The following is a 23,108-nucleotide window of genomic DNA, read 5'->3' as shown; positions in this document are numbered from 1 at the left end:
AGTCAGAAGTCCTTGCAAAGCCGCAGGCTGTCGAACATCGCTGCGTGGATGTTCCGGCCGGCAATCGCATCGCCCACACGGAAGAGCTTGTACTTGCCGTCAGGGTTCGATTCGATCGTTTGCGGCTTGCCTGCCACCAGCGCGTGATAGTCGACGGCGCCATTGTTGGTCGAGCGAGCCTTGAGCTCGAAGTACAGGTCAGCATTCGGAAGGGTGCCGTGATCGCTGACCACCTGATCGACCTCGCGCGTTTCTTCTTCGAGTGTGTACTCGTTTCGCAACGTCGCGTGGAGCTGATTGCCCTTCGATTCGACGCGGAGAAGCCGGCGGTCAGGCGAGATTTTCGTGCCGCGTTCGTACAGACGGCCCAGGTAGATCGGAAAGGTCGTCGAGCCGACTTCGACACCGAGGTGACGCTCAGGGGTGGCAACTTCGAGTTTGGTGCCCTTTTCCGAGAGGTATTCGGCACAACTGATACCGGAATCAGCGCCCTGGTCATCGAACATGAGCACGCGTTCTCCTACCTCGACCCTGCCGCCCAGAACATCCCAGGTGGTCAGTACATGCTCGTCCCCTTCGATAGCGCCGGCGTTGGGATAACCTCCCGTGGCCACGATCACGATGTCGGGATTAAATCGCTCGACCATCGCGACGTCGGCGGTATAGCCCAGCCACATGTCGACCTCGAGGCGACGGCACTGCTGTTCGAGCCAGAGCGGGATCGTCGTCAGCGCGCTGCGCCATTCGACTTTTCCCGCGATATTGATCTGGCCGCCCACCTGGGGTTCGGCTTCGATCAGGGTGACGATGTGCCCACGCTCCCCGCAGACCCGCGCTGCCTCGAGACCCGCAGGGCCACCGCCCACGACCACCACGCGCTTTTGCTCGGCCGCCCTTGCAATGACATGCGGCATCGTTTCTTCGCGTCCCGTCGCCGCGTTCTGAATGCACAGCGCCTCGCCGCCCGCATACAGGCGATTGATGCAATAGTTCGCGCCGACGCAGGGGCGGATCTGATCTTCGCGTCGCTCGATCAGCTTCCTGACCATATGGGGATCGGCGATCTGCGCACGCGTCATCCCGACGAGATCGAGCACGCCTTCTTCGACGGCCCGCGCCGCGGTGGCCAGGTCGAGAATGCGGCCGGCATGCAGGACCGGGACCGAGACGGCAGCTTTGACATCGCCGGCCAGTTTCAGATAAGGAGCAAGCGGCGCGTCCATGCTGGGCATGGAAAGCGACGACAGCCGCCAGTCATAGACATTGCTCGCCATGACGCTGAGATAGTCGATGTCCCCCTTGCCGGCGAGTGACTGCGCGATCTGGATGCACTGCGCATGGTCGAGGCCTCCGGCGAAAAACTCGTCCGACGTCATCCGGACGCCGACCACGAGGTTATCGCCCATGCCGCGCCGCACTGCCTTGATGACCTCGAGCGGAAAACGAAGGCGATTCTCCAGACTGCCGCCATAGGAATCGGTGCGCTCATTCACGGCAGGCGACAGGAACTGGCCAACGAGCTGTCCGCCCGCAAAGAGCAGTTCCACGCCGTCCAGCCCCGCAGCCTTGCAGCGCCGGGCGGCCGCCTCGTAGTCGTCGAGGATACGTGCGATATCCCACTCTTCCATTTCCTTCGGAAAGGACCGGTGTTCCGGTTCACGCACATGCGACGGACCGACCGCGGGCAGCCAGGAACCGGTATCCCACCGGCCGCGCCGGCCTGGGTGCGAGATCTGGCAGAAGATTGCGGCACCGTGACTCTTGACCCCCTCGACGAGCGTCTTCACATACGGAATGACCCGGTCGTCGACCATGCTGAGTTGCCCGAACGCGGTCGATGCGTCGGGGGAAACAGCGGTCGAGCCGCCGATCATCGTCAGGCCCACGCCACCTTTGGCCTTTTCTTCGTGATAGAGGCGATAGCGATCCGTCGGAACGGACTGAACGCCATAGCCGGGCGCATGCGCGGTGCTCACGATGCGATTGCGAAGCGTCAGGTTGCGCAGTTTGAGCGGCTCGAGAAGAGCCTGATAGCTTGTCATAGCGGTTACCATCGAGGCGGTTACGATTGACTGGCGCAGATCGGTGCTTGCGCGCGCGGCGGTTGTGCAGCGCCGTCATGGACGAAGAAGCGCTGATACCGCTGCAGGAACGCGGCAAGGCGCTCTGTCTTGGGGTTTTGCAGCATCTCGTGAGGCTTGCCGCTCTCGGCAACACGGCCCTTGTCGAAAAAGAAAATGACGTCCGCCACGTCATGAGCGAACGCAAGCTCGTGTGTCACGACGAGCATCGTGCGGCCCTCTTCGGCGAGGCTTTTCATGACGTCGAGCACTTCGCCCACCAGTTCGGGATCGAGCGCAGAGGTGGCTTCGTCGAACAGCAGCACGCGCGGATTCATCGCCAGCGCCCGTGCGATGGCCACGCGCTGCGCCTGCCCGCCGGACAGCTTGCCGGGGTAGGCATCGGCCTTGTGCTTCAGGCCCATGCGGTCGAGAAGCTGAAGCGCGAGTTCCATCGCGGCTTCCTTCGTCAGGCCGTTGACGAGCGAGGGCGCCAGCGACACGTTCTTGATCACGCTCAGGTGCGGGAACAGATCGAAGCTTTGAAAGACCATCGCCATCTTCTTGCGAAAGGCGAGCGACTGCTGCTCGCCTGCGACCAGCTTTCCATTGGCATAGCGCAGCGTGTCGTCGCCGATACGCATCGTGCCGGACGTCGGTTCGTCGAGCAGATTCAGGCAGCGCAGGAACGTCGATTTTCCGCATCCGCTCGAGCCGATGATCGCGGCAGTCTTCCCTTCTTCCAGCGACAGGCTCACGTTGTCGAGCGCCATCATGTCGCCATAGCGCTTGGACAGTTGATTCACTTCGATGAAAGCCATTCTGTCTCCCTACTTCTTGAAATCGAAATGGCGCTCGAATTGCCGGGACATCGTGGCAATCGGCCAGATGATGGCGATGTACAGGAGCGCGGAGAAGGTGAACACTTCGAGCGGACGGTACGTGGTCGATGTCAGCGAATTGGCCGCGAACATGATGTCGTGCACCGAGACGATCGAAAGCAGCGCCGTATTCTTGAACTGGATGATCGATTGGTTGACGATGGCGGGCGCCATGCGTCTGAAGGTCTGCGGCAAGATCACATGGAACATGGTCTCGCGCCGCGACATGCACAGAGAGCGGCAAGCGTTCCACTGGCCGCGCTCGATCGATTCGATGCCGCCGCGAAAGATTTCCGCGGAAAATGCGGCCATGTAGAGCGTCAGACCGGCGCCTGCCGCGAGCCACGGCGGCAGATTGATGCCGAGGGCCATCGGCAGGGCATAGTAGAACCAGACGATCTGAATGAGTGCGGGCGTGCACCGGAACACGCCGATGAACAAGTTGACGATCTGCCGCCCGATGCTGAAACGACTGATGAGCACGAGGCCCAGAACGAGTCCGAGCAGCAAACCCGTGATCGTCGTTGCAACGCCGTATCCAATGGTGATGCCGATGGCATGAAGCCAGAACGACGGACTCCAGACTACCGACCAGTCGAATTGATAACCCATTATCTCTTCTTCCAGCTAGTGAGAATTTGTATTCCATCGGCCGGCGGATGAGGCCGGCCACGCACATCAATCTGATTTTTCTTCAGTGATCCGGATTAAAACTGTATCTCTGGAGGAACCTTGCTCGGGTCGAGACCGGTCTTCTCGAACACGCTCATGAACATCTTCTTGATGTCGCCGGATTTGCGTTTCTCGTCGGACCATTTTTGCAGCCAGGCGGTGAACTGATCGGCGCTCTTCAGGACGCCGGCGGAAGAACCGAGCGATTGAATCGGTTTCGGGTAGACGATCCCGCCGAATGCGGCGGGCGCACTCTTGGCGACGTTCAGGCAGCGCAGGACATCGGCGCCCATCATGTCGGCCCGCCCCGATTGCACGGCAAGCGTGATTTCCGAATAGCCCGCCAGTGTGATCTGGGTCGCCTCAGGGGCGGTCTTCTTGAAGGCCGTTTCCACGCTGGTGCCCGTTACCGTCGCGATTCGCACGTCGGAGCGGTTCAGGTCCGCCCATGTGCTCTTGGTCTGGAAGTTCGGGCGCACCATCCCGCACATCGCGAGCGTGTAGATGGGACCGACCATCGACAGCGCATTTTTCCGTTCGGGCGTCGCACTCATGCCCGGCCAGATATCGATCTTCTGGGACTGGATATCCAGAACGACCGTGTTCCAGCCGGTTTCGTGAAACTCGGGCTCGATCTTCTTGCCCATCGTCGTCGACAGATCGCTCGCGATGCTTCGGCAAAGCTCGATCTCGTAACCTTCCCACTTGCCTGTTTTCGGATCGACCCACGAGCCGATGGGGTCGTTCGGAATGGCCCCGCAGACGAGATGTCCCGAACTCTTGATCCGGTCCCAGACCGGGTCTGCGTGGGCCAGGACGGGCAGGGCGCCCGTGCATGCCACGGCTATGGCAAACGACGTCGATAACCAGCGCTTCATCATGATCTCCTCGCTGTGCGTTTCCGATGCCGGGCGCGAACCGCGCCCGTCCCCCGTGTTGCGGTTAGCGTTGCAAAGGCACGCCCGCGCGCGCATAGATCTGGACGATAGCCTCGCCGATCTGCTTCGCCTGTTCATCGCTGCCCATCAGGTGCGGCGCGCGCGTCACGCCGCCCGGCCGGCCGACCGTGGACATCGCCGTCTTCACGAAGGCGAAGCTCGAAAGACCCGAGCGCGCCAGCAGGTGATAGAGCTGATCGATGACCTGCTGATTGCGCGCGAGCGCATCGGCGTCGTTCGCGCGAAACGCCTTGTAGTAGTTCACCACTTCACGGGCAGCGAGATTCGAAATGGTCGAGACGATGCCGCTCGCGCCGCGCGACAGCAGCGCGCTCGCATACGGTTCCAGTCCGGCAAAGTGCGCGAGACGATCGCGCGTCGCGTAGTAGGTCTCGGTGATCGCGTAGAGATCGCGCGCGCTTTCCTTGTAGGCGACGACATTGGGGATGCTGGCAAGCTCGGCGGTCTGTGCGGCAGACAGGCCGACGCCGACGCGCGCCGGATTGTTGTAGATCATGATCGGCAGACCGACCTCGGCGACCTGTTCGAAGTAACGCTTCGTTTCGGGCGGCGTCGGCAGGCAGTAGACCGGGGGCAGGATCATGCAGCCGTCGTACCCGAGACTCTTGGCTTCTGCCGTGAGCGAGAGCGTTTCCGTGGCATTCAAAGAGGACGTGCCGGCAATCAGCGTCGCGCGGGCGCCGACGTGCTTCTTGACGTTCTGGAACAGTTCCTTGCGCTCGTCGGCCGACTGCGAGTAGTACTCGCCCGTGCTACCCGCGACGACGAAGCCATTCACGCCATCCTGCAACAACACATCGATCAACTCGCGAAGCTGTCCCCATTCGATATTGCCGTTGCGCGAATAGGGCGTTGCCAGGGCAGTGAATACACCGTTCCATTTTGCGTCTCGCATCAGTGCTCTCCGTTGGGTTTGTTACAATTTGATATAGCATATTCCCGCTAAAAACAATGTCAACGGCCTTTTATTACGGGGTTTCCCCAGTGGCGGCGAGAGTTATGTTACAAGATGCTATAGCATATTCCGCGAGCAGCCCTGATATTGCGAGCACACGATGGCGAACGAACCGGTGACCACGAACGAACGTAACGAATCCGGGTATGAAGTCCCGGCGCGCGGAGAGTCGCTCTCCGAGCAGGTGTACCGGCAGTTGTGCGCAGCCGTGCTCTCCGGCTCATTTGCGCCCGAAGAACGCATCAGCATTCGCCGGCTGGCCGAGGAACTGCATGTCAGCGCGACGCCCGCACGGGAAGGCGTGCTGCGGCTCATTTCCGAAGGCGTACTTCAGGCGACGGACCGCAACGCGATCATCGTGCCGTCACGGACGGTCGAGGAGATCGAAGAGATCTTCGTCATTCGGCGCGGGCTGGAAGGCACGCTCGCGGAAACCGCTGCGAGCCGGCTGACCGCGGCGGATCTCGAGTATCTGGCAGAGACGCAGGCGGCCTTTCTCAAGGCAAAGAAGGCGCAGGATTTCAAGAGCGTGCTGAAGCACAACTCCGAGTTCCACTTCAGGATCTACCGTAGCGCCGGGCTTCCGGTGCATCTCAAGATCGTCGAAGGCTTATGGCTGCGCATCGGGCCGACGCTGCGCTACATGTACCCGATCCTGAACGGCGGCGAGGATCACGGACATCACGACGATATTCTCGAAAGCGCACGCGTGCGCGACAGCGAGCAACTGAAGGCCGCCATCATCTCGGACCTGAGCACCTCCGAGATCGCGCTGCATATGTATATCAGGCAGACCGCCGCCGAAGCGCGCCGGCGCAAGGCCCGGCTGACGGCATGAACGCGCGCGCGGACGTCATCCTGATCGGCGGCGGCATCTTCGGCCAGTTCGCCGCGCTGACGCTGGCCGAAGCCGGCCGGCAAGTGGTCTTGATCGATCGCGCCGCGCTCTGGGGCGAGGCATCGTCCGTCAATGCCGGCTCGCTCGGCGTGCAGAACAAGCTGCTCGAACTGGTGCCCTACGCGCGCTGGTCGTGGGAAATGTGGTCGCGTATGGCGGAGCTGCTCGGCGCGGATGTCGGCGTATCGCGCGCCGGCGGTTTCCGCATCGCCATGACGGATGTCGAAGCCGAGCGCCTGCGTGTGTCCGCACTGGCGCAGCGCGCCACCGGTCTCGACGTGCGTCTGCTCGACCGCGGCGACCTGCGTGCGGAAACGCCGTGGCTGTCGCGCGAAGTCGTCGCGGCGACGTTTTCTCCTGAAGACGGGTATGCGAGTCCGACACTGGTCGGTCCCGCGTTGCGTGCCGCAGTCGCGGGCGCGGGCGTGCGGATCGTCGAGCATGCACGAATCGCGTCGGTGCGGCGGCGCGACGGCATCGAGGTCGAAACGGATCGCGGCGCGTTCCGCAGCAGGACGCTGGGCATCACGGCGGGCGCGTGGTCGGCGCAGTGCGCGGCCATGCTCGGCGTGACGTTGCCGATCGCGCTCGACGTCAACATGGTCGCCGTCACCGAAAGCGCGCCGCCGACCATCGGCGCAATGACGAGTCACGCGCGCGGCATCCTGACGCTCAAGCAGGTGGCGAACCGAAGCTGTCTCATCGGCGGAGGCTGGCAGGGCATCGGCACGCTCGACGACCGCCGCAAGGAAGTCGATTACGACCAGCTCGTTCACAACCTGCGTCTCGCGGTGCGCGTCGTGCCGGGGCTCGCGTGTCTCAACATCCTGCGCAGCTGGGCGGGCTACGAAGGCGTGACGCCGGATTCGCTGCCGTATCTCGGGCGGCTCGGCGACTATCCGGACGTGTTCGTCGGCGCCTGCGCGCGAGGCGGCTTCACGCTCGGGCCGCTCTTCGGCCGGCTGCTCGGCGAACTGATCGCGACAGGCAAAACATCGCGGCCCATCGATCTCTTCAATCCCAGGCGATTCGAGTATGTCGAAAGTGCGCATGATTAACGGTATCGATGCGGGGCCGGCCATCGAATTTTCTTTCGACGGCCAGGACCTCACCGCATTTCCGGGCGAGAGCATCGCGTCGGCCTTGATGCGCGCGGGCATTGCCGCGCACCGCATCGGCTGGCGCCGGTCGGAACCGCGCGGCTATTACTGCGGCATGGGATTGTGCTGGGAGTGCGCGGTGCAGGTGGATGGCGAAGGCGTCGTGCGCGGCTGCGGCTATCCGGTGAAGGCGGGTATGCAGGTCAAGGCCGCGGACGGAGACATCGAGTGAGCGATCCTGTCGTCATAATCGGAGCGGGGCCCGCCGGGCTCGCGTGTGCCGGGCAACTCGTGCAGGGCGGGCGCAAGGTCGTCATCCTCGACGACAACATGCAGGCCGGCGGCCAGTATTTTCGTCAGTTGCCGCCCGGCTATCAGGTGAAGCCGGACGCGCCGCTGCTCAGGGACAAGGCGCGATTCGACGAACTGGCGCGCGTGCTGGCGCATCCCGATGTGTCGTATCGGCGTTCGGCGACCGTATGGGGTTCGCTCGCGACGTTGAGCGTCGCGTATGCGGGCGCGTCGGGGAGCGGAAGAGTAACCGGGTCGGCGCTCGTCATCGCGCAAGGGGCGCAGGATCAGCCGTTCCCGTTCACCGGATGGACGCTGCCGAACGTGATCTCGGCGGGCGGCGCGCTGAACATGGTGAAGGCGCACGGTCTCGTGCCAGGCGGACGCGTGATGGTGGTCGGCAACGGACCGCTCGTGCTCGTGGCAGCCGCGACGCTCGCGACCGCCGGGGCCAGCGTCGTCGGCGTGGTCGAGGCGCAGCGCAGCGCGAAGTTGCTCGGCGCGCTCGCGACCAGCGCGTGGGCCGCGCCGAAGCTGCTGCGCACGGCGATCGATTATCGGCGGCGCATCGCGCGATCGGGCGCATGGTTCAGAACCGGCTGGATGGTGGCGCAGGCGAGCGGAGGCGATGCGGTCGAGAAAGTGGCCATCGCGCCAATCGGCGCAGACGGCCGGCCGCGTGCCGAAGAGCAGGAATGGTTCGACGTCGATACCGTCGTGCTCGGCTACGGCATCGTGCCGTCGAGCGACCTGGCGCGGATGATGGGTTGCCGCACGACGTTCGATCCCGGCCTCAACGGCATCGTGCCGATCCGCTCGTCGACACTCGAAACGAGCGTGCCGAACGTCTACGCCATCGGCGATGGCGCCGGCATCGGCGGCGTCGAAGTGGCGCTGCGCGAGGGCCGGATCGCCGCCAACGCGATTCTCGGCGTCGAGAGTGATCATGCACTGGCGCGCGACTATCGCAAGATCGACATCTTCCGACGCCAGTTGAACATGGCTTACCGCCGGCCCGCGCGCTTGTGTTCCGCCACTGACGACACGATCGTCTGCCGTTGCGAAGAGCTCACCCTCGCCGACCTTCGGAAGGACGCCAATTTTGAAGGCAGCGATCTCGACCGGTTGAAGAAGTCGAGCCGCGTCGGGATGGGGCGGTGTCAGGGACGCAACTGCCTGCCCGCGCTCGCGAACATTCTCGACCTCGCGCCGGAGGCCATGTCGACGCTGCCTCGCGCGCGGCCTCCGCTCAAACCGATCCAGCTCCGGCATCTGGCGGCGGACGCCGATGCGGGGCCCGCTCACGAACCCGATGAAGCCCTCATCCACACCCGAGAGACGTCATGACCCAGCACATTGATTTCGGCAGTCTTCCTTTGAACCCGTTCATCGATGGCAAGCGCATCGCGCTTTCTGGCGATGTGGTGCCCACCTACGACCCCGCATCGGCGTCGGTACTGTGCAATGTGCCCGTGAGCGACGAGAACCTCGTGGCCGACGCCGTGCGCTCCGCGAAACGCGCGCTCAAAGGCCCGTGGGCGAAAGTGACGCCGGCCGAGCGCAGCCGCATGCTGTTTCGCGTCGCTCAACTGATCCGCCATGATGCGGCACGTCTGGCCACGCTCGAATCGCTGGACAGCGGCAAGCCGTTGCGTGAGGCCAAAGGCGACATCGAAACATCGGCGCGCTATTTCGAGTATTACGCCGGGATCGCCGACAAACTCCAGGGCGACACCATTCCCCTCGGCCCCGATTTCGTGTCGTTCACGCTGCATGAGCCGGTCGGCGTGACGGCGCACATCATTCCGTGGAACTTCCCGCTGGTCACGACGGCGCGAGGTCTCGCGCCCGCGCTCGCGGCCGGTTGCACCGCCGTCGTCAAGCCGGCCGAACAGACGCCTCTGACGGCGCTCGTGCTCGCGGACATCCTCACCGAAGCGGGCGTGCCGCCGGGCGTGGTGAATGTGGTCTGCGGCCCGGGCGATGTGACCGGCGCGTCGCTCGTCAACCATCCCGACGTGGCGCACGTCACGTTCACGGGCTCCGTCGAAACCGGCAAGAGCGTGATGCGTGCGGCGGCGGGCCATGTCGCATCGGTGACGATGGAGCTGGGCGGCAAGTCGCCGGTCGTCGTGTTGGCGGACGCCAATCTCGACGAAGCGCTCGCCGGCACGCTGAAAGCCGCGTTCATGAACGCCGGCCAGGTCTGTTCGGCTGGCTCGCGGCTCGTCATCGAGAAGTCCTGCGCGGATGATTTCCTGGCGAAGCTGAAGGCGCGCATCGGCGACTTCACGTACGGCCGCGGTCTCGACGATCCGGACATCGGCCCGCTGGTGTCGGACGAGCAGTTGCAGCGCGTCGGGAACATCGTCGCGCAGAGCCGGAAGAGCGGCGCGGAGGTGCTCATCGGCGGCAATGTGAAGCGGCCGGCGAATCTTGCCGGATGGTTCCACGAGCCGACCGTGCTGCTGGCTCACGACCGGCGCAATCAGGCCGTTCAGGAGGAAATCTTCGGGCCGGTGCTGACGGTGCAGATCGCGGACGATTTCGATCATGCCTGCGAGCTTGCGGAAGACACGCCTTTCGGACTGGTCGGCGGCATTTACACGAAGGACGTGTCGAAGGCGCTGCGCTTCAGCCGGCATCTCAGCGCGGGTCAGGTCTTCATCAATCAGTATTTCGCCGGCGGTGTCGAGACGCCGTTCGGCGGTACGAAGAACAGCGGCTTCGGCAGGGAGAAGGGGCTGGAAGGATTGAAAGCCTACTACCACGTCAAGACGGTCACGGCGCGTCTCTGACCAGCGCAACGTAACTGCCGCTTATACAAAAGTGAAGCAACGCTTGCGGCGGGGTCGCCGCAGCGCCGGACCGGCTATCTTGTCCCCTCAGTGCGTACATCGGAGGGTTCCACATGCAGAAGCCGGCTTACGGAGAAGTCATTCGCGGCGGCGCGCCGATTCTCGTCGCGACGCCGCACACGGGCGTCATCGTGCCGGCGGACCTCAAGGCGCACGAGACGTGGAAGCCCATCGACGGGCGTCTGTCCGATCCCGCGGGCGTCGCATTGCTCGCGGCGGCGCGTGAACGGGACGTGACGACGATCGCGGCGGCGGTTCATCCGTGCGTCATCGATTTCAACGTGGCGCTGGACAGCCGCCCGCTGTCGCAGCGGTTGAACCGCACCGGCCTGTGCCGCACGCACACGTCGCGCGGCGAGGCGCTCTATGCGCCCGGCTTCGAGCCCAGCGAGGCGGACGTCGAGGCGCGCGTGGAGCACTACTGGCGGCCGTTTCACGCGGCGCTGACCGCCGAGCTGCTCCGCTTGCGCGAGATGCACGGCAACGTTCTGCTGCTGACCTCGCACGCGAGTTCGTGGCTGTCGCCGTACCGCACGCATTCGGGCACGACCGACTGCAACGCGGGCACGCATCAGGGCGCATCGTGCGACCGGCGGCTGGTGTCGGCGCTGACCGAGGCCGTGCAGGGCCTCGGGCGCTCGTGGGTGGTCAACGGCAAGCTCGCCGACGTTTTCGCCGCGCAACGCTACGGCATGCCGGCGAACGGCATCCACGTGATCGAAGTCGAAGTGGCGGGGCGCTGGCGCAACGACTTCGAGTCGCCGGAGCACGGCAACGACGGCGAGATGCGCGACGTGCTGGATGCGCTGTCGCGCGCGCTCGACAGCATGCCGCCCGCCGACGCCCGTTTCGATGCCTTTCTGGTCGCCGACCGCCCCGCCGCCTGAGCGCGCACGTCGGCACGCTTTTTCACAGAGTGGGACCGTATGCTAAATTCGGTTATCACATCGCGGCCGAACAATGAAAGAGAGCGCACCTGAACAATATCCGGACTGGGACCTGCTCGCGAGCTGGGTAGCGGTGGTGGAGGCAGGTTCCATATCGGATGCGGCCGACCGGCTCGCCATCTCGCAAGCGGGCGTTTCGCAGCGCATCAAGGCGCTGGAAGCCATTCTCGATACCACGCTGCTGGACCGCGCCACGCGGCCCGCGCGGCCCACGGCGGCGGGACAGCGTCTGTTCGAGCACGCGACCGTTCTGCTGCAAGGCGCCGATCAGATGGTCGAAAGCGTGCGCAACGTCACGCGGGCGAAGCGCGTCGTGGTTCGTCTCGGCTGCGTGGATTCGTTCGCGGCGACCATCGGTCCGATCATCATCAAGGCGCTGTCCGGCACGTCGCATCAGATTCGACTGTGGTCCGGCATCACGCCGACGCTCGACGGTCAGCTCGAAGCGCGTCAGCTCGACATGGCCGTGACGACCACCGGGTTCTCGCAGGCGCCCGGCATCCGGCGCAGGAAGCTGTTCTCCGAACGGTACTTCGCGGTGCTGCCGAAGAGCTTCGAGGTCGACCGCTTCACGACCCTCACCGAGCTGAGCCGCCATCTTCAGTTTATTCGCTACAGCGCGCGCTCGGTCATCGGCCAGCATGTCGATGCCTTTCTCGCATCGAACGCGGAAAACATCGAGCGCACCTGCGAATTCGACGCCACCGATCCGATGCTCAGTCTCGTCGCCGCCGGTCTCGGCTTCGCGATCACGACGCCGCTGTGTCTGTGGCAATCGCGCCATTTCGTGCCGGAGGTGCGCGTGATTCCGCTGTCGTCGTTCTCGCGGCACGGGCGCGCGTATCAGGGGCTGAGCCGGTCCTTCTATCTGGCGTATCGCGAGAACGAGCTCGGCAATCTGCCGACCGAGCTTCACGACCTGCTCAAGCGCGCGTACGAGCGCCAGGTGTCGCGCGACATCGCGCAGGCATTGCAGCTCACGCACGAGGAAATCTGCCCGGCCGATGAAGACTGAGAAACCCGCGGGGTTTCATAACGCCATTCGATTCAAAGCATAAGGTCGGGTTGAATTACTGGCGGCGGTTTTTGCAGCCACTACGCTTGATTTCAATCGCACCGGCGGTTCGACACGCCGGTCGTGCCAACGATCTTTCCAAGGAGCAACCGTGATGTCAGGACCACAATTCCCGCTGCCGCAAAACGAGCCCGAAGTTTCCTTCCGACCGGGCAGCGAGGCGGCGGCCGAATTGAGCCGCGCGCTCGGACAACGCGACGTCGTCGAGATTCCGGCCGTGATCGGCGGCAAGCGCTATTTTTCGAACGATGTCGTCGAAGTGCGCGCGCCGCACGATACGCAGCGCCTGCTGGCCCGCATCCATCGCCCCACGGAAGCGCAGATCAAGGAAGCCATCGCCAGCAACAAGTCGGTCGCGAAGGACTGGGCGAATCTCACGCACGCGAGCCGCGCGACGATCCTGCATCGTGCCGCCGATATCATCGCGACGCGCAAGCGCATGACGATCACCGCCGCGACGATGCTCGGCCAGAGCAAGACCGTCGATCAGGCCGAGCCGGATGCGGCGTGCGAGCTGATCGACTTCCTGCGCTTCAATGCGTACAACGCGCAGCGCGTTCACGCCGAGCAGCCGATGTCGGTCCCGACCGCCGTGAACCGCACGGACTGGCGTCCGCTCGAAGGCTTCGTCTACGCGGTATCGCCGTTCAACTTCACGGCCATCGGCGGCAATCTGACGACCGCGCCCGCGATCATGGGCAACACGGTGTTGTGGAAGCCATCGGAGAAATCCGCGCTCGCCAACTGGATCTTCTTCGAAGCGCTCGAAGAAGCGGGTCTTCCGCCGGGCGTCATCAACTTCGTTCCCGGCGATGCCGAGCTGACAACACGTGTCGCGCTGTCGTCGCCGGATCTGGCTGGCATCCACTTCACCGGCTCGTCGGCAGTGTTCCAGTCGCTGTGGAAGAACGTGGCGTCCAGAGTGGACGCGTTCCGTACGATTCCGCGCCTCGTCGGCGAAACGGGCGGCAAGGACTTCGTGCTCGCGCACCCATCGGCGAATGCGTCGGAAGTGGCGATCGCGCTGATCCGCGGCGCGTTCGAGTATCAAGGACAGAAGTGCAGCGCCGCGTCGCGCGCGTATATCCCGCGCAGCTTGTGGGGCGCGGTCAGCCAGGAGATGCGCGAGCGTCTCGCGACGCTCAAGATCGGCGATGTCGCGAACCACGACACGTTCATGGGCGCGGTGATCTCGCAGGCTTCGCATCAGAAGCTTTCGCGCGTGCTCGCCGCGGCGAAGGACGACTCCGCGGTCAAGTTCGTGTCCGGCGGCAGGACGTGGTCGGAGCCGGGCTACTTCGTCGAGCCGACCGTGCTCGAAGTCTCCGATCCGAAGCACAGCCTCATGCAGGAAGAGCTGTTCGGCCCGGTGCTGACCGTGTTCGTCTACGAAGACAACGCCTGGAACGAGACGCTCGAACTCATTGATTCGACCAGTCAGTACGCGCTGACCGGATCGATCTTCTGCACGGATCGCTTCGCGCTGCATCACGCCGAGAAGGTGCTCGTGAACGCGGCGGGCAACCTGTATCTGAACGACAAGCCCACGGGCGCGATGATCGGCCAGCAGCCGTTCGGCGGCGGCCGCGCGAGCGGTACGAATGACAAGGCCGGTTCGCATCTGAACCTGCAGCGCTGGGCCTCGCCGCGCGTGGTGAAGGAAACGTATCTGCCGCCGCGCGAGTGGACCTTCGGCGCCTGATCCTGCATCGACTGCATCACCGGCAACATGAGCGCGCGTGTTCTGCGCGCGCTCGTGCATGTCTTCTTCGAGTCGCGCCCGCGACAATCTCGCTTCATCTTCCCTGCTTATACGAATGCGCGCGATCGAAGTTATCGCCGCGCGCATTTTGACGTGACATGCTTGAAAGCTTTATGCGCGTTCTACGGGAAAATCCTGATTCCGCCAGGCGCATGCACATCGTTTGCGTGCCTGTTACACGGCTTTGAATAACGCAGCCTTATACAGAGGGTAACCGTCACTGATGGTCGGGGGCCCCTTATTTTTGTCTTCTTAAGGTACAAGTCATGCAAAGGCCATCGATAAAAAAGACGGCACGAATCACTTCACTGGAATACGAAAAAAGATGAGCAATAACCATCCTTATGCAGGCATTCTGACCGCCGTGCCGACGCCGCTCGACGCCGAGGGCAAGTTCCGGCCGGAACCGCTCGTCGCGCACATCCGCAATCTCGTGGCAGCGGGCGCCGATGGCATCGTGCCGCTCGGCGGCACGGGTGAATGTCAGGCGATTGCCTTCGAAGAGCGCATGCGCGTGCTGGAGACGTCGCTGGAAGTCGCGGGCAGCGTCCCGGTGATTCCCGGCGTGATGGCGCCCGGTCTCGGCGACGCCATCGCGAACGCAAAGGCCTTCGTGAAGGCCGGCGCCCGCGCGCTGATGGTCGTCACGCCGTACTACTTCCGCCCGACGCAGGAAGGCATTCTCGATTACTACAAGCGCATTTCCGATTCCGTCGATGCCGACATCATCCTGTACGAGATTCCGTATCGCACGGGCGTGTCGCTGCATTTCGAAACCGTCGACAAGCTCGCCGATATGACGCGCGTCGTCGGCATCAAGGCATGCAATCCCGATCTCGCGACGCAGATGCGCGCCGCCGAGCTCGCGAAGGACAAGATGGCGATCTTGAGCGGCGAGGAAGACGTGCTGCCGCTGCATGTGGCGATGGGCGCGGTGGGCGGCATCATCTCCAGCTCGAATCTGATTCCGCGTCAATGGAAGCGCGTGCTCGACCTCGCGATGAACGGTCAGTTGCAGGAAGCCGTCGCGCTGCATGCGACGCTGCGCCCGCTCATCGATGCGGTCTTTTCCGAGCCGAATCCCGCGCCGATCAAGGCCGCGCTGGAACTGCAGGGCCTCGCATTCGGCGGCGTGCTGCCGCCGCTCAAATCCGCCTCCGAAACGCTGCGCCGGCGTCTCGCGGACCTGTTGCCTGCGTTCATCGCGCGCGAAGCAAACTGAGCCGAAGAGGACACACGCATGTCATCCGATAACGCAATCCTCCTGCCGCGCCGCCGATTCCTTCAGGCGGCCGGCACGACGCTCATCGCCAGCGCGGTCGCAGCGCCGATGATCATCACATCGCGCAAGGCGATGGCGGCCGGCAATCTCACCGTCGTGAGCTGGGGCGGCAACTATCATCAGGGCGTCGAGGAAGCGCTCGCCAAGCCCTTCGAAAAGGAATTCGGCGTGCACGTGACGCTCGTCGATACGCCCGATCTCGCCAAGGTCAAGGCGCAGGTCATGACCAACAACGTGCAATGGGACGTGTTCGACGCCGTCGGCCCGATGGCGATGACCGGCTCGAAGAACGGCTACTGGGAACCGCTCGATCCCGCGCTCTTCGACAAGAGCGATCTCATCGCGCCGATGACGCGCGACGCCGTGCCGTTCTACGGCTTCACGGGCGGCATCTGCTGGGACAACAGCAAGTTCCCCGACGGCAAGCATCCGGAGACCTTTGCCGAATACTTCGACGTCAAGAAATTTCCCGGCCAGCGCACGCTGCGCAATCGCGCGAGCGAGACGCTCGAAATCGCGCTGCTCGCCGATGGCGTACCGCCGGAGAAGATCTACCCGCTCGACGTCGATCGCGCATTCAGGGCGCTCAACCGCATCAAGCCGAATATCGGCAAATGGGTGGACCAGACGCCGCAAACGGTGACGCTCGTCGAAACCGGTCAGGTCGATTTCAGCTACACGTATTCGACCCGCGTGAAGGCCGCGCAGGAAGCGGGCAAGCCGATCAACTTCTCGTTCAAGCAGACGTTGACGGGCCTCGAATATCTGGTCGTGCTGAAGAACGCACCGAACAAGGCCAACGCGATGAAGTTCGTGCAGTTCGCGATGCGCCCTGACCGTCAGGCCGCGCTGATGAATCATCTCGGCAATACGCCGGCCAGCAAGAAGGCGCTGACGATGGTGAAGCCCGAAGTGCGCAAGTGGATGTCGGACCCGTCGAACAAGAACAATCTCATCAGCAACGACGTGTGGTGGGCGGATCACTACGACGAAATCACGCTGCGCTTCAAGGAGTGGGCGCTGTCGTAAGAACGGTGGACGAGGAAGAGACAGGAGGATTCGATGAAAGGTCGCAACGATGGATTGCTGTATGTCGGGCCAGCGACGTTGTTTCTGTTTTTCGTGGTGTTCATCCCGCTCGCGTACGTGGTCTATACGAGCGTGACGATGGGCGGCGATTTCACGCTGTCCGCGTATCAGCGGCTTTTCGGAAGCGAGTTGTTTCTTCGCACGCTGTGGTCGACGTTCGAGATCAGCATCATGGCGTCGCTGTGCAGCCTGTTGCTCGGCTATCCGATCGCGATGCATCTCGCGCGTCAGACGCCCAGGAAGCGCGCCATCTACATGGTGCTCGTGCTCGTGCCGTTCTGGACCAGCATTCTCGTGAAGAGCTACGCGTTCACCGTGCTGCTCGGCCGCGACGGTCTCGTCAATCAGCTCTTGTCCTTCGCGTTCCATACGCGCATCCAGTTGCCGATGCTTTTCAATCGCGTCGGCGTGATGGTGGGCATGACCAACTACCTGATTCCGTTCATCGTGTTTCCGGTGCTGGCTAGTCTGCTCGCGATCGACAAGTCGCTGTATCGCGCATCGGAGATCATGGGCGCGAAGCCGCCGCGCATCTTCTTTCGCATCACGCTGCCGTTGTCGATGCCAGGCGTTGCCGCTGCGGTTCTCAGCACCACCGTCATGTCGATGGGCTTCTTCGTGATTCCCGCGCTGCTCGGCGGCCGCAAGGACGCGATGATGTCGAATCTCGTCGATTTCTACACGCGCGAAACGATGGACTGGAACATGGCGTCGGCCATCGGCGTGATTCTGCTGGGCATCGTCACGATCGCGGCGCTCGGCGCGGACCGCTTCCAGAAGCGCGGCGCAAAGGTAAAGGTGATGGCATGAGCACGACTGCACAAGTAGCGCTTCCACGCACGAAGGAAGTCGTCATCGATAAAGAGGAGCGTCGTTATGCGCGTCTGCGCAATGTCGTCGCGTTCCTGGTGTATGCGTTCATTCTCGTGCCGACGCTGATCGTCATTCCGATCTCGTTCGGCGGTCATGGCGAGATGACGTTCCCGCCGCGCGTGTGGTCGCTGGAGTTGTATCACCAGCTTTTCACGTCGAGCAACTGGGTCGCGCCGATCCTGCAAAGCCTGAAAGTGGCGATGTTCACGATGGTCGCGTCCGTGCTGATCGGCGTGCCGGCATCGTACGGGCTCGTGCGCTTCGAGTTTCCCGGCAAGCGCTTCGTCATGCTGCTTTTGATGAGCCCGATCCTCGTTCCCGTGATCGTGATGTCGCTCGGACTGTATCTGTATCTGTCGCGCCTGCAGATGGTGGGCACGACGATCGGTCTCGTCGTGAGTCACGTGGCGTATGTGACGCCGTTCATGATGATGACCGTGATGGCCGGCGTGAAGAAGCTCGATCCGGCGCTCGAATTCGCCACGACGATCATGGGCGCGAAACGCCGCACCGTGTTCCTGAAAGTGGTGTTGCCGCAGTTGAAGCCGTCGATTTTCGCGGGCGCGCTGTTTGCGTTCCTCGTGTCGTTCGATGAAGTGGTGATCGCGTGGTTTCTCACCAGCCCCACGACGACCACGCTGCCCGTGCGGATGTACAGCAGCATCCAGTGGGATATTTCGCCGGTGATCGCAGCGGTGTCGGCGTTGCTGACGGGGCTGTCGCTCGTGTTCTGCTGCCTGTCCGCCATGTTGCAGCCCGCGGCGCCTGAATCGTCCCACTAAGATCGGAGAAGAGAATGTCACATGTTCTGGTAGATGAGTCCACAAACCCGGTCCAAGGTGCACAGGCGATGAGCCGCACACACAAGAAGGAAGACATGATCGTCTTTCGCGATATATCGAAGAGCTATGGCGCATCGGTCGCGCTGCACAGCACCGAACTCACCGTGCGCAAGGGCGAATTCCTGAGCCTGCTCGGGCCGAGCGGCTCGGGCAAGAGCACGATCCTGAACATCATCGCGGGTGCGGTCGCGCCGACATCGGGCTCCATTCTGCTCGACGGCAAAGACGTTTCGACCGTGCCGCCGCGCGAACGCGGCCTTGGCATGGTGTTTCAGAACTATGCGTTGCTGCCGCATCTGAACGTGTTCGACAACGTCGCGTTTCCGCTGCGTATCCGCGGCGTGTCGAAGTCGGAGATCCAGCAGCGCGTGCGCAATGCGCTAGAGCGCGTCGGGCTGACCGGCTACGAACATCGCAAGCCGCGCGAGATGTCGGGCGGGCAGCAACAGCGCGTCGGCATCGCGCGATGCATCGTGTATTCGCCGTCCGTCATTTTGATGGACGAGCCGCTCGGCGCACTCGACAAGAAACTGCGCGACCAGTTGCAGGGCGAAATCAAGCGGCTTCATCGCGATCTCGGCACGACGCTCGTCTATGTCACGCACGATCAGGAAGAAGCGCTGAATCTGTCGGACCGCGTGTGTCTGATGAATGGCGGCCGCATCGCGCAACTGGGGACGCCGGATGAACTGTACTTCGAGCCGGTGAACGAGTTCGTTGCGGATTTCGTCGGTGAATCGAACCTGCTGGAAGGTGTTGTCGAAGGCGCGAACGTCGTCAAACTCAATGATGGCTCGATGCTCAGGGTGCGCAGCAACGAAGGCCATGTGACCGGCTCGCGTGTGAAAGTGCTGGTGCGTCCGGAAAAGATCGAAGTCGTCGAAGGCAACGACGCAGCGCGTGAAGACATGAACGTATGCTCGGGCACGATCGCACAGACATCGTTCATCGGCGGCATGACGCGTTTCGAATTGAAGCTTTCGACGGGCGGCACGCTGCTCGTGAAAGGCATTTCCGCACGCGCGGCGGAACGTGCGCCGCACGGTCAGACGCTCACCGTCCGCTGGCTCGCACGCGACAGCGTCGTCCTCAGGAAATGACGACGAAGATGAATCGACAATCCATCATCGATGCGATGGCGGGCCTCGTCGGCCCGGAGAACGTGCTCACCGATGCGCACGACATGGCGCCGCATCTCATCGACTGGCGCAAGCGTCATACGGGCGTGGCGGCGTGCGTGGTGTTTCCGCGCAGCGTCGAACATGTATCGAATGCGCTCGCCTATTGCAACGACAACGGCATCAAGGTATTCCCGCAGGGCGGCAACACGAGCGTATGCGGCGGCTCGGTGCCGGACGCGAGCGGCAACAGCATCCTGCTGAATCTCGCGCGGATGAATCGCATCATCGAGGTGAATGCGGATAACAACTCGATGACCGTCGAAGCCGGCTGCATTCTCACCGACGTGCAGAACGCGGCGCTCGCGGCAGACCGCATGTTCCCGCTGACGCTCGGCGCGGAAGGCTCGTGTCAGATCGGCGGCAATCTCGCGACCAACGCAGGCGGCACGAACGTCGTGCGCTTCGGCAATACGCGCGATCTGGTGCTGGGCATTGAAGTCGTATTGGCCGATGGCCGCGTGTGGCACGGCCTGCGCACGCTGAGAAAGAACAACAGCGGCTACGATCTGAAGAACCTGTTTGTCGGCGCGGAAGGCACGCTCGGCGTCATCACCCGCGCGAGTCTCAAGCTGTTTCCGAAGCCGCGCGCGATGGCCACCGCCGTGCTCGGTTTCGAATCGGTTCAGGCCGCCGTCGATGAAGGTCTCAAACTGCAAGCCGCCTTTCCGGGCGAGCTCGTCGGGCTGGAACTGATCTCGCAAAGCGAGTTCGAGATTTCGCTGCGTCATGGCGTGAACATGCGCAATCCGTTCGATGCCACGCCGAAATGGATGGTGCTCGTCGAGCTCGCGGGCGCGACCGGCACGAGCGAAGCGCTCACGGACCGTCTGACCGAAGCGCTGCAAGATTCCTTCGATGGCGGCGCGGTGCAGGATGCGGTCGTCGCATCGAGCGGGCAGCAGCGCGCGGATCTCTGGCATATCCGCCACAACGTCACCGAAGCGAACGGCCACGAAGGCATGGGCCTGACGCACGATATTGCGGTGCCGACGTATCGGATTCCTGATTTTGTTGAACAGGCGGAAGCGGCGCTGGCGAAGCATTATCCGCAGGCCGTGCAGGTGATCGTCGGTCATATGGGGGACGGCAACCTGCATTACATCGCGATGTTCACGCATGCCTACTGGGCGACGGTCGAAGACAAGCGCGGCGTGCAACTGAAGCTGAGCCATCTGCTGTACGACATCGCGGCGGGCATGGGCGGAACATTCAGCGCGGAACACGGCATCGGCGCGCTGCATGTGCCGGAAATGTCGATCTATAAAAATGCAAGCGAAGTCGCGCTGATGCGTCAGATCAAGCAACTGCTCGATCCGCGCGACACGATGAATCCCGGCCGCGTACTGCCCGCAGCCTGAGCGATAACGATGCCTTTCTCCAACGTCGATGACTATCGCGCGGCGGCGAAACGCCGGCTGCCGGATTTCGCCTTCAGCTATCTCGAAGGCGGCAGCGAAGATCAACTCACGCTGCGCCGCAATCGCGATGCGTTCGCGAAAATCTCGTTTGCACCGCGCGTGCTCGTCGATGTATCGACGATCGAGACGCGCACGACGCTCGCGGGACAGCGCGCCGCGTGGCCGGCTGTCGTCGGTCCTACGGGATTGAATGGCCTGTACCGCTTTCGGGCGGAAGAGGCACTCGCGAAAGCCGCGCATGCGCAGGGCTTGCCGTTCGCGCTGTCGACGGCATCGACGAGTCTGATCGAAGACGTCCGCGCCGCAACGGACGGCGATCTGTGGCTGCAGCTCTACGTGCAGCGCGATCGCGCGATCGCCGAAGACATGATGGCCCGCGCACGCGCGTGCGGATTTTCGACGTTGCTATTGACCGTCGATACGCCCGTCACCGGCCAGCGCGATCACTACAAGCGCACGGGTTTCACGCTGCCTTTGCGCTGGACGCCAGCGCTGATTCGCGACATCGCCATGCATCCGCGATGGACCGCCGCCGTCGGCATGCACGGCGTGCCGCAGCTCGTGAACATCGCGAAGAGCGCGCGCACCGGGCCGGGCATCGAGGAGCAGGCGGCCGCGCTGAACAAGCAAATGGATCTCGCGCTGAACTGGCGCGATATCGCGTGGCTGCGCCGTCACTGGAAGGGCAAGATTCTCGTCAAGGGGATTCAGACCGCCGCCGACGCCAGGCGCGCCTTCGCGCACGATGCCGATGGCGTCGTGCTGTCGAATCATGGCGGGCGTCAGCTCGACGGCGTGTGCAGTGCGCTTGACATACTCGCGGAAGTCGCCGCGAGCGCGCCTTCTCATGCGCACGTTCTGATCGATGGCGGCGTGCGGCGCGGCAGCGATATCGCGAAGGCCGTCGCGCTGGGCGCAGAAGGCGTGCTGCTCGGACGCGCGCCGCTGTACGGGCTCGCCGTGCGCGGCCACGACGGCGCCGCCGATGTTCTCGCCATGCTCCGACGCGAACTGGAAATCTGCATGCAGTTGCTGGGCTGTCCGCGCATCGACGGGCTGGATGCGGCGTTCATCGACACGCGCTTGAAAGAACGAATGACACTCACGGAGAACAGCCTGTGACAGGCGATGTATTTCATTTTCAGCGGGGCAGCATTCCCTTGCTGATTTCGATTCCCCATCTCGGCACGACGATTCCCGCCGATATTCGCGCGCAACTGACCGATGCCGCCGATGACGTCGCGGATACCGACTGGCATCTCGACACGCTCTATGCCTTCGCGGCGCGCGCCGGGGCATCGGTGCTGGGCGCGCGGGTTTCGCGTTACGTCGTCGATCTGAACCGGCCGGCGAGCGGCGAGAGCCTTTATCCCGGCCAGACGACAACCGGCCTGTATCCGACTGAAACGTTTCGCGGTGCGCCGCTGTATCGCAATGGCCGCGGACCTGAAAGTGCGGACGCGCAGCATCGGCTGGACACGTACTGGAAGCCGTATCACGCGAAGCTGCGTGAAGAGCTCGACAGGCTGAAGGCCGAGTTCGGCGCGGTGCTGCTATGGGAGGCGCATTCGATCGCAAGCGTGTTGCCGCGTTTGTTCGAAGGCAAGCTGCCGGATCTGAACATCGGCACGAACTCGGGCGCCAGTTGCGATTCTGCGGTGCTCGATGCGATCACCGCGACGCTTGGCGATCAGCCTTATACGTGGATCGCGAATGGACGCTTCAAGGGCGGGTATATCACGCGCGCTTATGGGCAGCCGGAGCGCGGTATTCATGCGGTGCAACTGGAGATGTGCCAGTCGACGTATATGAATGAGGCGGCGCCGTTTGCGTATCGTGATGATCTTGCGGGGCAAGTGCAGCCGGTTGTGGAGCGGATGGTTGGGGCTGCGGTTGAAGCGGTGCGGTTGATCGGGCTTTGAAATCCGACAAGCGCCTTTTACGGCGCAATCACGCGCCAGAATT

General features: G+C 63.3%; 21 protein-coding genes. 16 read left to right on the top strand and 5 right to left on the bottom strand.

The features are described 5' to 3' along the window. Positions 1 to 2: 2 nt before the first annotated feature. From AWB74_RS22490 to AWB74_RS22470, 5 genes are all read right to left on the bottom strand, one after another. Complete coding sequence (locus tag AWB74_RS22490; RefSeq protein WP_061148935.1) at positions 3 to 2,042, bottom strand: NADH:flavin oxidoreductase; 2,040 nt, start codon at positions 2,040 to 2,042, stop codon at positions 3 to 5. Between the two features lie 20 nt (positions 2,043 to 2,062). Continuing rightward, complete coding sequence (locus AWB74_RS22485; RefSeq protein ID WP_087039147.1) at positions 2,063 to 2,881, bottom strand: amino acid ABC transporter ATP-binding protein; 819 nt, start codon at positions 2,879 to 2,881, stop codon at positions 2,063 to 2,065. 9 nt (positions 2,882 to 2,890) lie between these two features. Then, positions 2,891 to 3,553, bottom strand: coding sequence for an amino acid ABC transporter permease (locus tag AWB74_RS22480; RefSeq protein WP_061148934.1), 663 nt, complete (start codon positions 3,551 to 3,553; stop codon positions 2,891 to 2,893). A gap of 95 nt (positions 3,554 to 3,648) precedes the next feature. Further along, positions 3,649 to 4,491, bottom strand: a complete 843-nt coding sequence (locus AWB74_RS22475) for a transporter substrate-binding domain-containing protein (RefSeq protein WP_160110306.1) — start codon at positions 4,489 to 4,491, stop codon at positions 3,649 to 3,651. A 64-nt stretch (positions 4,492 to 4,555) separates the two neighbouring features. Continuing rightward, positions 4,556 to 5,467: a dihydrodipicolinate synthase family protein gene (locus tag AWB74_RS22470; protein WP_061148932.1), complete on the bottom strand. Its 912-nt coding sequence runs from the start codon at positions 5,465 to 5,467 to the stop codon at positions 4,556 to 4,558. Between the two features lie 160 nt (positions 5,468 to 5,627). Here AWB74_RS22470 and AWB74_RS22465 point away from each other — a divergent pair, with 160 nt between their 5' ends. The 16 genes from AWB74_RS22465 to hutG all read left to right on the top strand — a co-directional run bounded on the left by AWB74_RS22465 (position 5,628) and on the right by hutG (position 23,065). Continuing rightward, positions 5,628 to 6,365: a GntR family transcriptional regulator gene (locus AWB74_RS22465; RefSeq protein ID WP_061148931.1), complete on the top strand. Its 738-nt coding sequence runs from the start codon at positions 5,628 to 5,630 to the stop codon at positions 6,363 to 6,365. Beyond that, positions 6,362 to 7,483, top strand: a complete 1,122-nt coding sequence (locus AWB74_RS22460) for an NAD(P)/FAD-dependent oxidoreductase (protein WP_061148930.1) — start codon at positions 6,362 to 6,364, stop codon at positions 7,481 to 7,483. Before AWB74_RS22465 ends, AWB74_RS22460 begins: the two co-directional genes overlap by 4 nt. Continuing rightward, the gene (locus AWB74_RS22455) at positions 7,461 to 7,757 is read left to right on the top strand and encodes a (2Fe-2S)-binding protein (RefSeq protein ID WP_061148929.1); all 297 of its coding nucleotides are present in this window, start codon (positions 7,461 to 7,463) and stop codon (positions 7,755 to 7,757) included. The genes AWB74_RS22460 and AWB74_RS22455 overlap by 23 nt, the downstream gene beginning before the upstream one ends. Further along, positions 7,754 to 9,163, top strand: a complete 1,410-nt coding sequence (locus AWB74_RS22450; RefSeq protein ID WP_061148928.1) for an NAD(P)/FAD-dependent oxidoreductase — start codon at positions 7,754 to 7,756, stop codon at positions 9,161 to 9,163. Before AWB74_RS22455 ends, AWB74_RS22450 begins: the two co-directional genes overlap by 4 nt. Then, the gene (locus tag AWB74_RS22445; protein ID WP_061148927.1) at positions 9,160 to 10,614 is read left to right on the top strand and encodes an aldehyde dehydrogenase family protein; all 1,455 of its coding nucleotides are present in this window, start codon (positions 9,160 to 9,162) and stop codon (positions 10,612 to 10,614) included. Before AWB74_RS22450 ends, AWB74_RS22445 begins: the two co-directional genes overlap by 4 nt. Positions 10,615 to 10,727: 113 nt before the next feature. After that, complete coding sequence (locus AWB74_RS22440) at positions 10,728 to 11,561, top strand: N-formylglutamate amidohydrolase (RefSeq protein ID WP_061148926.1); 834 nt, start codon at positions 10,728 to 10,730, stop codon at positions 11,559 to 11,561. A gap of 73 nt (positions 11,562 to 11,634) precedes the next feature. Next, positions 11,635 to 12,636 carry a LysR family transcriptional regulator gene (locus tag AWB74_RS22435; protein ID WP_061148925.1) on the top strand — a complete coding sequence of 334 codons (1,002 nt, stop codon included), beginning with the start codon at positions 11,635 to 11,637 and terminating at the stop codon, positions 12,634 to 12,636. Positions 12,637 to 12,790: 154 nt separating this feature from the next. Continuing rightward, positions 12,791 to 14,398, top strand: a complete 1,608-nt coding sequence (gene pruA, locus AWB74_RS22430) for an L-glutamate gamma-semialdehyde dehydrogenase (protein ID WP_407642457.1) — start codon at positions 12,791 to 12,793, stop codon at positions 14,396 to 14,398. Positions 14,399 to 14,783: 385 nt separating this feature from the next. Then, positions 14,784 to 15,680, top strand: coding sequence for a 4-hydroxy-tetrahydrodipicolinate synthase (dapA, locus tag AWB74_RS22420; protein WP_061148922.1), 897 nt, complete (start codon positions 14,784 to 14,786; stop codon positions 15,678 to 15,680). Positions 15,681 to 15,698: 18 nt separating this feature from the next. Continuing rightward, positions 15,699 to 16,769 (top strand): ABC transporter substrate-binding protein, encoded by a 1,071-nt coding sequence (locus tag AWB74_RS22415; protein ID WP_061148921.1) that lies wholly within the window; start codon positions 15,699 to 15,701, stop codon positions 16,767 to 16,769. A 33-nt stretch (positions 16,770 to 16,802) separates the two neighbouring features. Next, positions 16,803 to 17,639 carry an ABC transporter permease gene (locus AWB74_RS22410; protein WP_061148920.1) on the top strand — a complete coding sequence of 279 codons (837 nt, stop codon included), beginning with the start codon at positions 16,803 to 16,805 and terminating at the stop codon, positions 17,637 to 17,639. Then, positions 17,636 to 18,484, top strand: a complete 849-nt coding sequence (locus tag AWB74_RS22405; RefSeq protein WP_061148919.1) for an ABC transporter permease — start codon at positions 17,636 to 17,638, stop codon at positions 18,482 to 18,484. The genes AWB74_RS22410 and AWB74_RS22405 overlap by 4 nt, the downstream gene beginning before the upstream one ends. 68 nt (positions 18,485 to 18,552) lie before the next feature. Beyond that, positions 18,553 to 19,644 carry an ABC transporter ATP-binding protein gene (locus AWB74_RS22400; RefSeq protein WP_235024653.1) on the top strand — a complete coding sequence of 364 codons (1,092 nt, stop codon included), beginning with the start codon at positions 18,553 to 18,555 and terminating at the stop codon, positions 19,642 to 19,644. Positions 19,645 to 19,652: 8 nt separating this feature from the next. Next, complete coding sequence (locus AWB74_RS22395) at positions 19,653 to 21,083, top strand: FAD-binding oxidoreductase (protein WP_061148969.1); 1,431 nt, start codon at positions 19,653 to 19,655, stop codon at positions 21,081 to 21,083. A 9-nt stretch (positions 21,084 to 21,092) separates the two neighbouring features. Further along, on the top strand, positions 21,093 to 22,265 hold the full coding sequence (locus AWB74_RS22390; protein ID WP_061148918.1) for an alpha-hydroxy acid oxidase: 1,173 nt from the start codon (positions 21,093 to 21,095) through the stop codon (positions 22,263 to 22,265). Beyond that, entirely contained in the window at positions 22,262 to 23,065 is an 804-nt protein-coding gene (hutG, locus tag AWB74_RS22385; protein ID WP_061148917.1) for an N-formylglutamate deformylase, read from the top strand. Before AWB74_RS22390 ends, hutG begins: the two co-directional genes overlap by 4 nt. Positions 23,066 to 23,108: the final 43 nt, after the last annotated feature.

This window comes from Caballeronia arvi (assembly GCF_001544695.2).
In the GTDB taxonomy this organism is placed as follows: domain Bacteria; phylum Pseudomonadota; class Gammaproteobacteria; order Burkholderiales; family Burkholderiaceae; genus Caballeronia; species Caballeronia arvi.
The sequence above is the reverse complement of the archived record's forward strand: the minus strand, read 5'-3'. Positions and strand labels throughout refer to the sequence as shown.